Origin of the sequence: Actinoplanes sp. NPDC051851 (genome assembly GCF_040681165.1) — a bacterium.
Lineage (GTDB): Bacteria > Actinomycetota > Actinomycetes > Mycobacteriales > Micromonosporaceae > Actinoplanes.
Genome location: NZ_JBFAYF010000125.1, coordinates 1 through 10,779, shown reverse-complemented (window position 1 = coordinate 10,779; position 10,779 = coordinate 1). Strand labels below are relative to the sequence as shown.

Annotated in this window: 1 protein-coding gene; it reads left to right on the top strand. The window is 70.8% G+C overall.

Going from position 1 to position 10,779, the window contains the following annotated elements; all coding sequences use genetic code 11:
* Window positions 1-34: 34 nt before the first annotated feature.
* Window positions 35-10,779 (top strand): amino acid adenylation domain-containing protein (locus AB0M08_RS46550; protein ID WP_364508520.1); only part of this gene is annotated, 10,745 nt, incomplete at its 3' end.

Here is a 10,779-nt window from a genome sequence, read left to right as displayed (position 1 = left end):
TCCGACCGAGACCACGTTGTGTGCGACGACGTTCGTGTTGGAGCCGGGTGCGGTGGTGCCTTCGGTGTTGCCGATCGGTCGTCCTCGGGACAACATGCGGGTGTTCGTGCTGGATGAGTTCCTGCAGCCGGTTCCGTTGGGTGTGACCGGTGAGCTGTATGTCGCGGGTGGTGGTCTGGCCCGTGGCTATACGGGACTGGCGGGGTTGACGGCGGAGCGGTTCGTGGCGTGTCCGTTCGGTGGTGGGCGGATGTATCGCACCGGTGATCTGGCTCGCTGGAACGGTGACGGGAACCTGGTGTTCGCGGGTCGTGTCGATGATCAGGTGAAGATTCGTGGGTTCCGGGTCGAGCCGGCCGAGGTGGAGGCGGTGCTGGCCGCGCATCCGGCGGTGCGTCAGGTGGCGGTTTTGGCTCGGGATCAGCGGCTGGTCGCTTACGTGGTCGGCGATCTCACCGGTCTGCGTAACCATGTGGCCGATCGCCTGCCGGACTATCTGGTGCCGTCGGTGTTCGTGGAGTTGGACGTGTTGCCGTTGACGGTGAACGGGAAGGTGGATCGGGCTGCGCTTCCCGATCCGGAGGTCGGGTTCGAGGTCGGTGGGCGGGCTGCGGCGACGCCGACGGAGGAGATCCTGTGCGGTCTGTTCGCGGAGGTCCTCGGTCGTGACGCGGTGCCGGCTGATGTGTCGTTCTTCGAGTTGGGTGGGGACAGTCTGGCGGCGATGCGTCTGCTGGCGCGGGTGAAGTCGGTGCTGGGTGCCGAGGTCGCGATCGGGGAGATCTTCGCCGAGCCGACCGTCGCCGGACTGGCCGGGCGCCTGACCCGGCCCGGTACCCGCGAGCACACCGCCCTGACCACCCGTACCCGCCCCGACCCCCTGCCGCTCTCCTACGCCCAGCAGCGCATGTGGCTGCTCGGCCGGCTGGAGGGATCCGCCGCCGGGTACAACCTGCCGCTCGCCTTCCGGATGACCGGCGCGCTGGACGTGACCGCCCTGGAAACGGCCCTCGGCGACGTGGCCGGCCGGCACGAGATCCTCCGCACGATCTTCCCCGAGCGGAACGGGGCGCCGTACCAGCTCGTCCTGGACGGTCTGGCCGGACGGCCGCCGCTGCTCACCCGCGACGTGACCCCGGAGGAGCTGCCGGCCACGCTCGCCACGCTCGCCGGCCAGAGCTTCGACCTCGGCGTGGACCTGCCCTGGCGGACCCGGCTGCTGCGCATCGCGCCGGACGAGCACGTGTTGCTGCTGGTGGCGCACCACATCGCGGTGGACGGCTGGTCGATGGGTGTGCTGTCCCGTGATCTGAGCACCGCCTACAGGGCCCGTCGCCAGGGTGCCGCTCCGTCGTGGGCGCCGCTTCCGGTGCAGTACGCCGACTACGCCCTCTGGCAGCGCGAGGTCCTCGGCGACCCGGACGACCCGGAGAGCCCGCTCGGCGGGCAGCTGGCGTACTGGGGCGCCGAGCTCGCCGGGTCGCCGGAGGAGCTGGTGCTGCCCGCCGATCGCCCGCGCCCGCCGTCCCTCTCCGCCGACGGCGGCGCCGTGCCGCTCGCCGTCGACGGCTCGGTCCACGCCGCGCTGATCGGACTCGCGCAGCGGTACGGCACGACGATGTTCATGGTGGTGCACGCGGCGCTCGGGGTGCTGCTCTCCCGGCTGGGCGCGGGTGCGGACGTGCCGATCGGCACACCGATCGCGGGCCGGGGCGACGCAGCCCTGGACGACCTGGCCGGCTTCTTCGTCAACACGCTGGTGCTGCGGGCCCGGCTGGACGGTGACCCTACGTTCAGTGAGCTGCTGAAGCGGGTGCGGGAGACGGATCTGGCGGCGTACGCGCATCAGGATCTGCCGTTCGAGAAGCTCGTCGAGGTGCTCAACCCGGAGCGCTCGCTGGCGCGCAACCCGCTCTTCCAGGTCATGCTCGCCGTGCAGACTCTGCCGCCGACCCGTTGGGATCTGCCCGGCCTCGCGGTCCGGCAGCTGGAGTCGGCGGTTCCCCGCCCGGCCCGCTTCGACCTTTCGGTCACTCTCGGTGAGTGTCGAGACGAGAACGGTGCCCCCGCCGGCCTGCACGGCGACATCCTCTACGCGGCCGACCTCTTCGACGAGCCGACCGCCCAGTCCATCGCGGACCGTCTGGCGCGGGTCCTGGAGCAGGTCGCCGCCGATTCGTCGCGTCGTCTGAGTGAGATCGCGGTCCTGACGCCGACCGAGCGTGATCTGGTGGTGTCGTCGCCTTCCGGCACCCCTGTCGGGGTGTCTTTCTTGGAGCGTTTTGCTGTTCAGGATCGGTCAGCTTTAGCTTTGCGTTTCGGTTCTTCTTCTCTCTCGTACGGTGTTCTGGACGCGCGTGCGAATGCTCTGGCCTCGCGTTTGACCGCTCTCGGTGTCGGTGTCGAGGACCGGGTCGGTATCTGTCTGCCTCGCGGTGTCGACGTGGTCGTTGCTCAGTTGGCGGTGTGGAAGGCGGGTGCGGCGTGGGTGCCGCTTGATCTCGCGTATCCGCAGGATCGTCTCGATTTCATCGTTGCTGACGCGGGTGTGCGTGCGGTCATCGGTGATCGTGCGTTCGGTGATCTGCCGTTGCTGGTCCCGGACGATGCCGAAGCCGAACAGGAGTTCCCGCTGCCGGCCGGTAACCACCTGGCTTACGTGATTTACACGTCGGGTTCGACGGGCCGTCCCAAGGGTGTGGCGATCGAGCACGCGAGTGTGGCCGCTTTGATCGACGGTATGGGTCCGGTTCTGGGCCTGGGTGAGACGGTGTTGCAGTTCGCGGCGTTCAGCTTCGACGCGGCGGTCCTGGACCTGGCCGTGACGCTCGGCTCCGGTGGCACGTTGGTGATCGCTTCGGCGGAGGAGCGCACCGATCCTGCGCTGCTGGCCGAGATGATCCGTGACTCGGGGGTGACGGCGGCGAGTGTGGTGCCGTCCCTGTTGTCGGTCCTCGATCCGGCGGCGGTGCCGGGGGTTGCGAACTGGGTTCTGGGCGCTGAGCGGCTGAGTGCCGACTTGGCGAATCGGTGGCTGTCTCAGGCGGTGGTGTGGAACACGTATGGTCCGACTGAGGACACGGTGATCACGACGGCGGTGCGGTTGTCCCCGGATTCGGTGGCCCCGCCGATCGGTGTCCCGCTCGCTCACGAGCGAGTGTTCGTTCTGGACGAGTTCCTGCAGCCGGTCCCGCCGGGCGTCACCGGTGAGGTCTACATCTGCGGTGCCGGTGTTGCTCGCGGTTATGTGGCCAGGCCGGGGATGACGGCGTCACGGTTTGTGGCGTGTCCGTTCGGTGGTGGGCGGATGTATCGCACCGGTGACCTGGCCCGCCGTGATCGTGATGGTGTCCTGTATTTCGCGGGCCGGGTCGATGATCAGGTGAAGATTCGTGGTTTCCGGGTGGAGCCGGGTGAGGTCGAGGCGATCCTTCTCGGTCACCCCGATGTTTCTCAGGCCGCCGTGCTGGTCCGCGACGACCGTCTGATCGCCTATGTGGTCGGTTCGGTGGAGGGGCTGCGGGAGCACGCGGCCGCGGTGTTGCCGGACTACATGGTGCCGTCGGCGATCATCGGCCTGGACGCGTTGCCGCTGACGGTCAACGGCAAGCTCGACCGCGCGGCCCTGCCGGATCCGGATGCCGAGGAGACGGGCCGGGCGGCACAGACCCCGCGGGAGCAACTGTTCTGCGAGCTGTTCGCCGAGGTCCTGGGCAGGGATGACGTCCCCGCCGACGGTTCGTTCTTCGGGCTCGGCGGCGACTCGATCATGTCGATGCTGCTGGTCTCCCACGTTCGCAAGGCCGGCCTGGTGATCACCGCCCGGCAGGTCTTCGAGCACCAGACCGCCGCGGCTCTCGCCGCCGTCGCCGCCGAGATCCCGGAGGACGCCGTCGTCGCGGCCGACTCCGGCGTCGGCGAGGTGCCGTTCGTCCCGGTCATGCACGAGCTCTTCGACCGGCTCGGCGCCACCCCGGCGGCCACGGTGATCCAGAGTGACCTGCTGACGATCCCCGCGGGCGCCGACCCGGCGGCTCTCACCGCGGCGGTCCAGGCGGTGCTCGACCACCACGACATGCTGCGTGCCCGGCTCGACCCGGAGCGCCGCGTCTTCGACGTGCCGGCGCCCGGCACGGTCCGGGCCGGCGCCGCGATCCTCCGGGTCGCGGCCGCCCCGGACCGGCTGACCGCCCTGATCGAGGAGCACACCCGGGCCGCAGCCGGTCGTCTCGACCCGCGCGCCGGAACGATGCTGCAGGTCGTCTGGCTCGACCTGGGCCCGGACGAGCCCGGGCGCCTGCTGCTCGTCGCCGACCACCTCGTCGTCGACGCGGTGTCGATGCGGATCCTCGCCGCCGAGCTCGGCGACCAGTACGCGGCGACGGCGGCCGGGCAGCCCCGGCGTCCCGGCGCGGTGCCGGTCTCCTACCGGGGCTGGGCGCGGGAGCTGACCGCGGAGGCCGAGCGCCGCCGCGCCGAGCTCCCGCACTGGAGTTCGGCGCTCGCCGTGACCGAGCCGCCGCTCGGCGGCCGCCCGATCGACCCGGAGCGGGACACCGCCGGTTCCGGCCGGTACGCCTCCGTCGACCTGCCCGCCCCGGTGACCGCGGCACTGCTCGACCGGGTCCCGGCGGCGTTCCACGCGAGCGTCACCGACGTGCTGCTCGCGGGTCTCGCCGCGGCGCTCGGCGACCGTCGCGCGGGCGGGCACCTCGTGGACGTCGAGACGCACGGCCGCCATCCGCTCGGCGGTGACCTCGACCTGTCGCGCACCATCGGCTGGTTCACCGCGGTCCACCCCGTACGCATCGACGCCGGACCGCTCGACGTGGCCGAGGTGACCGCCGGTGGGCCAGCCGCGGGCCGCCTGCTGAAGAGGGTGAAGGAGCAGGTCCGCGCGGCCGGCGACGGCCTCGGGTACGGCCTGCTGCGATACCTGGACGCCGTGGGCGCACCGGCCCTCGGCACGTCACCGGGCGCCCAGATCGGCTTCAACTACCTGGGCCGGATCGCCGCGGCGCCGGACCGCGGTCCGGGCGGCCACGCGAGCGACGACCTGCCGCTGGCACACGCCGTCGACCTGATGGGCGACGTGCGGCCGGGTCCCGGCGGCCCACGGCTCACCCTCACCGCGGCCTGGCCCGGTGACCTGCTCGACGCCGACGGGGTACGCGCCCTGCTGGACCGCTGGGCGGCCGTGCTCACCGGTCTGGCCCGGCACGCGGAGCAGCCGGGCGCCGGCGGGCACACCCCCGTGGACTTCCCCCTGATCGCGCTGGACCAGGAGCTGGTCGAGGAGGCCGAGGCGCGGGTGCCCGGCCTGGTCGAGGTGCTGCCCACCGCGCCGCTGCAGAAGGGTCTGCTCTTCCACGCGCTCTTCGACCAGCACGGCGCCGACGTCTACGTGGAACAGCTGCTGCTCGACGTCGACGGCGACCTCGACCCCGGCACGCTGCGGGCGTCCTGGGACGTCCTGCTGGCCCGGCACGCCGGCCTGCGCGCCGGTTTCCTGCACCTCACCGGCCTCCAGGAGCCGGTCCAGGCGGTGGTCGCGGCCGCCCGGATCCCGTGGCGGGAGGTGGACCTGTCCGCCCTGGACCCGGAGGCCGCCCGGGCGGAGGCGGACCGGCTGGCCGCCGGGGAACGGTCCCGGCGATTCGACCTGGCCGCGCCCCCACTGCTGCGGGTGCTCCTGCTCCGGCTGGGCGACGGCCGGCACCGGATGGTCGTCACCCTGCACCACCTGATCGTGGACGGCTGGTCGCTGCAGATCCTGACCCGCGAGCTCTGGGCCGCGTACGAGGCCGGTGGCAGCGACGCCGGACTGCCCGTGGCGCCGCCGTACCGGGAATACCCGGCCTGGCTGCGACGGCAGGACCGGCGTGCCGCGGAGACCGCGTGGCGGCGGGCGCTGGACGGCCTGACCGGGCCCACCCTGGTCGCCCCGGACGAGCCGGCCGGTTCCGTGGTCCGGGCGCGTACGGTCCGGTTCGCGGCCGATCCGGCGGTGCGGGCGGCGCTCACCGCGATGACCCGCGCGTACGGGCTGACCATGAACACGGTGGTGCAGGCGGCCTGGGCGATGGTCGTCGGGCAGGTCACCGGGCGTACCGACGTGGTGATCGGCGCGACGGTGACCGGGCGGCCGGTGGAGCTGCCGGGGATGGCCGAGATGCTCGGCCTGTTCATCAACAGCGTGCCGGTCCGCGTCCGTCTCGACCCGGACCGGACGGTCGCCGAGTTGCTCGCCGGGCTCCAGGACGACCAGTCGAGACTGCTCGAACACCAGCACCTCGGCCAGACCGAGATCCAGCGGGTGGCCGGGCCCGGCGCCGGTCTCGACACCATGCTGGCCTTCCAGAACTTCCCCGGCGACTCGACCGTGACGCCCACGGCACGGGGCCTGGTGGTGACGGACGCGGGCATCCGGGAGTCGACGAACTACCCGCTCTCCCTGGTCGCCTCGGAGGAGTTGGAGTTCCGCCTGTCGCACCGGCCGAACGTGGTGGACGACGGCGCCGCGGCGCTACTGGCCCGCCGGTTGCTGTCGGTGCTGGCGCAGCTCGCCGACCCCACCCGCCGCGTCGGAACCCTGGCTGTCCTGACCGACGCCGAGCGCGACGACTTGCTGATCACTCGTAACGCTACGGCCAGTCCGGTGGAGTGGGGCACGTTGCCGGAGTTGTTGGCGCGTTTTCCGGAGTCGGTGGCTCTGGTGGGTGCTGATCGTTCGTGGACGTACGCGGAGTTGGATGATCGTTCGTCGCGGATCGCGGCGGAGTTGGTGCGGCGTGGTGTGCGGCCGGGTGATCGGGTGGCGGTGATGGTGCCGCGTTCGTTGGAGTTGTTCGCGTTCTGGTTGGGGGTTTCCAAGGCCGGCGCGGCATTTGTCCCGATCGACCTGGCCTATCCCCAGGAGCGGATCGATCTCCTGCTGGAGGACGCGGCTCCTCGTTTGGTGATCACGTCAGAGGGCTGGGATGACCTTCCGGTCGGTGAGGTGCCGCCGGTGACCGTTTTGGATCTTCCTGCGTACGTGATTTACACGTCGGGTTCGACGGGCAGGCCGAAGGGTGTGGTGGTGCCGCATCGTGGTCTGGCGAACTTGGCGGTGGCGCAGATCGACCGGTTCGCCGTGGATGCGAAGGCGCGGGTGTTGCAGTTGGCGTCGCCGAGTTTCGACGCCGCGGTTTCTGAGCTGTTGATGGCTTTGGTGTCGGGTGCGGCTTTGGTGGTTGCTGATCCGGGTGAGTTGCCGCCGCGTGGTGGTCTGTCGGAGGTGCTGGCTCGTTATGAGATCTCGCATGTGACGGTGCCGCCGTCGTTGTTGGCGACGGTGGAGTGGTTGCCGGAGTCGGTGCGGACGCTGGTCGTGGCTGGTGAGGTGTGTCCGCCCGCTCTGGTGGAGCGTTGGTCGGATCGTCGGGTGGTCAATGCTTATGGTCCGACGGAGACGACGGTGTGCGCCGCGATGAGCGATCCGCTGTCGGCTGGTGGGGTGCCTATCGGTCGTCCGGTGGCGAATGCGCGGGTGTTCGTGCTGGACGAGTTCTTGCGCCCTGTCCCGGTGGGCGTGCGTGGTGAGTTGTATGTGTCGGGCCCGAATGTGGCGCAGGGTTATCTGCACCGTCCGGCGCTGACCGCTCAGCGGTTTGTTGCCTCGCCCTTCGGGGGGCGGATGTATCGGACCGGGGACCTCGTGTGGTGGGACGCTGCCGGGGATCTGCATTTCGGGGGTCGTACCGATGATCAGGTGAAGTTGCGTGGGTTCCGGATCGAGCCTGGCGAGATCGAGGCCGTGCTGACCGGTCACGAAGGTGTGTCGCAGGCGGTTGTGGTGGTGCGGGACGACCGGTTGCTGGCCTATGTGGTGGGCACGGTCGACGGCGGCGGGCTGCGGGAGTATGTCGCCGACCATCTGCCGGAGCACATGGTCCCGTCGGCGGTCGTGGTCATGGAGGCGCTGCCGGTGACCGTCAACGGCAAGGTGGACCGGGACGCGCTGCCCGACCCCGCGGCCGGCCGGGTCGTGGGTGGCCGGGAGCCGGTGACCCCGGCCGAGCAGATCCTCTGCGCGCTCTTCGCCGAGATCCTCGGGCTCGGCCGGATGTCGGCCGACGCCTCCTTCTTCGACCACGGCGGCGACTCCCTGCTGGCGATGAGGCTGGTGACCCGGCTGCAGGCGGTCCTCGGCCTGGACATCGGGGTCGGCACGCTCTTCGAGACGCCCACCGCGGCCGGGCTGGCCCGGCTCATCGACGAGCAGTCCGGCACGGCCCGGCCCGCGCTCACCCCGCAGGCCCGGCCGGAGGCGCTGCCGCTCTCCTTCGCCCAACAGCGCATGTGGTTCCTGAACCGGATGTCCGACACCGAGGAGGGCGCCGGGGCCGCGTACAACCTGCCGCTCGCCCTCCGGATGACCGGCCCGCTCGACGTGGCCGCTCTGGAGGCGGCCCTCGGCGACGTCGCCGTCCGGCACGAGATCCTGCGGACGGTCTACCCGGAGGTCGACGGGGTGGTGCGGCAGCGGGTGCTCGACGGCTCGGCCGGCCGGCCCGCGCTGGCGGTCCTGCCCGTCGGCGGCGGGGACGACACGGATCGCCTGATCGCCGAGGCGGCGGGGCGGGACTTCGACGTACGCGCCGACCTGCCCTGGCGTGCCTGCCTGCTGCGCGTCGGGCCGGCCTCGTCGATCCTGGTGATCGTCGCGCACCACATCGCGGTGGACGGCTGGTCGATGGGCGTGCTGGCCCGGGACCTCGAGGCGGCCTACGCGGCCCGCCGCACCGGCCGGGCGCCGGAGTGGACCGAACTCCCGGTGCAGTACGCCGACTACGCCCTCTGGCAGCGCGACGTCCTCGGCGACCCGTCCGATCCGGGCAGTGTGCTCGCCGGCCAGCTCGACTACTGGCGGACGGCCCTCGCCGGGGCGCCCGCCGAGATCGCCCTGCCGACGGACCGCCCGCGCCCGGCCACCTCGACCTTCCGTGGTGGCTCGGTGCCGATCCGGCTCGGCGCCGCGGCCCACGCCGGGCTGGTCGAGGTGGCCCGCCGGGGCCGCGCGACGATGTTCATGGTGGTGCACGCGGCGCTCGGCGTGCTGCTGTCCCGGATGGGCGCGGGCACCGACGTGCCGGTCGGCACGCCGATCGCCGGCCGGGGTGACGCGGCGCTGGACGATCTGGCCGGTTTCTTCGTCAACACCCTGGTGCTGCGGACCCGGCTGGACGGCGACCCCACCTTCGGCGAGTTGCTGGGGCGGGTCCGGGAGACCGATCTCGCGGCGTATACGCATCAGGATCTGCCGTTCGAGAAGCTGGTCGAGGTGCTCAACCCGGAGCGCTCGCTCTCCCGCAACCCGCTCTTCCAGGTCATGCTCGCCGTGCAGGCGGCGGAGGGGTCCCGGTGGAGTCTGCCCGGCCTGCGCGTGGCCGAGCTCGACTCGCCGGTGCCGCGCCCGGCCCGCTTCGACCTGTCGTTCACGCTCATGGAGCAGCGCGACGCCGAGGGCGCTCCGGCCGGTCTCGACGGCGGCATCCACTACGCCACCGACCTGTTCGACGAGCCGACCGCCCAGTCCATCGCGGACCGTCTGGCGCGGGTGCTGGAGCAGGTCGCCGAGGATCCGTCGCGTCGTCTGAGTGAGATCGCGGTCCTGACGCCCGCCGAGCGCGACCTCGTCGTGTCGTCGCCTTCCGGCACCCCTGTCGGGGTGTCTTTCTTGGAGCGTTTTGCTGTTCAGGATCGGTCAGCTTTAGCTTTGCGTTTCGGTTCTTCTTCTCTCTCGTACGGTGTTCTGGACGCGCGTGCGAATGCTCTGGCGTCGCGTTTGATCGCTCTTGGTGTCGGTGTCGAGGACCGGGTTGGTATCTGTCTGCCTCGCGGTGTCGAGGTGGTCGTGGCTCAGTTGGCGGTGTGGAAGGCGGGTGCGGCGTGGGTGCCGCTTGATCTTGCGTATCCGCAGGATCGTCTCGATTTCATCGTTGCTGATGCGGGTGTGCGTGCGGTCGTCGGTGATCGTGCGTTCGGTGATCTGCCGTTGTTGGTCCCGGACGATGCCGAGTCGTCGCAGGAGTTCCCGCTGCCGGCCGGTAACCACCTGGCTTACGTGATTTATACGTCGGGTTCGACGGGTCGTCCGAAGGGTGTGGCGGTCGAGCACGCGAGTGTGGCCGCGTTGATCGATGGTATGGGTCCGGTTCTGGGCCTGGGTGAGACGGTGTTGCAGTTCGCGGCGTTCAGTTTCGACGCGGCGGTGTTGGACTTGGCGGTGACGTTGGGTTCGGGTGGCACGTTGGTGATCGCTTCGGCGGAGGAGCGCACCGATCCTGCGCTGCTGGCCGAGATGATCCGTGACTCGGGGGTGACGGCCGCGAGTGTGGTGCCGTCCCTGCTCTCGGTCCTCGACCCGGCGGCGGTGCCGGGTGTCGCGACTTGGGTGCTGGGCGCTGAGCGGCTGAGTGCCGACTTGGCGAATCGGTGGCTGTCTCAGGCGGTGGTGTGGAACACGTATGGTCCGACTGAGGACACGGTGATCACGACAGCGGTGCGGCTCTCTCCTGGTGAGGGTGCGCCGCCGATCGGTGTCCCGCTCGCTCATGAACGTGTGTTCGTTCTGGACGAGTTCCTGCAGCCGGTCCCGCCGGGTGTGACGGGCGAGGTCTACATCTGCGGTGCCGGTGTGGCTCGCGGTTATGTCGCTCGTCCGGGGATGACGGCGTCACGGTTTGTGGCGTGTCCGTTCGGTGGTGGGCGGATGTATCGCACCGGTGACCTGGC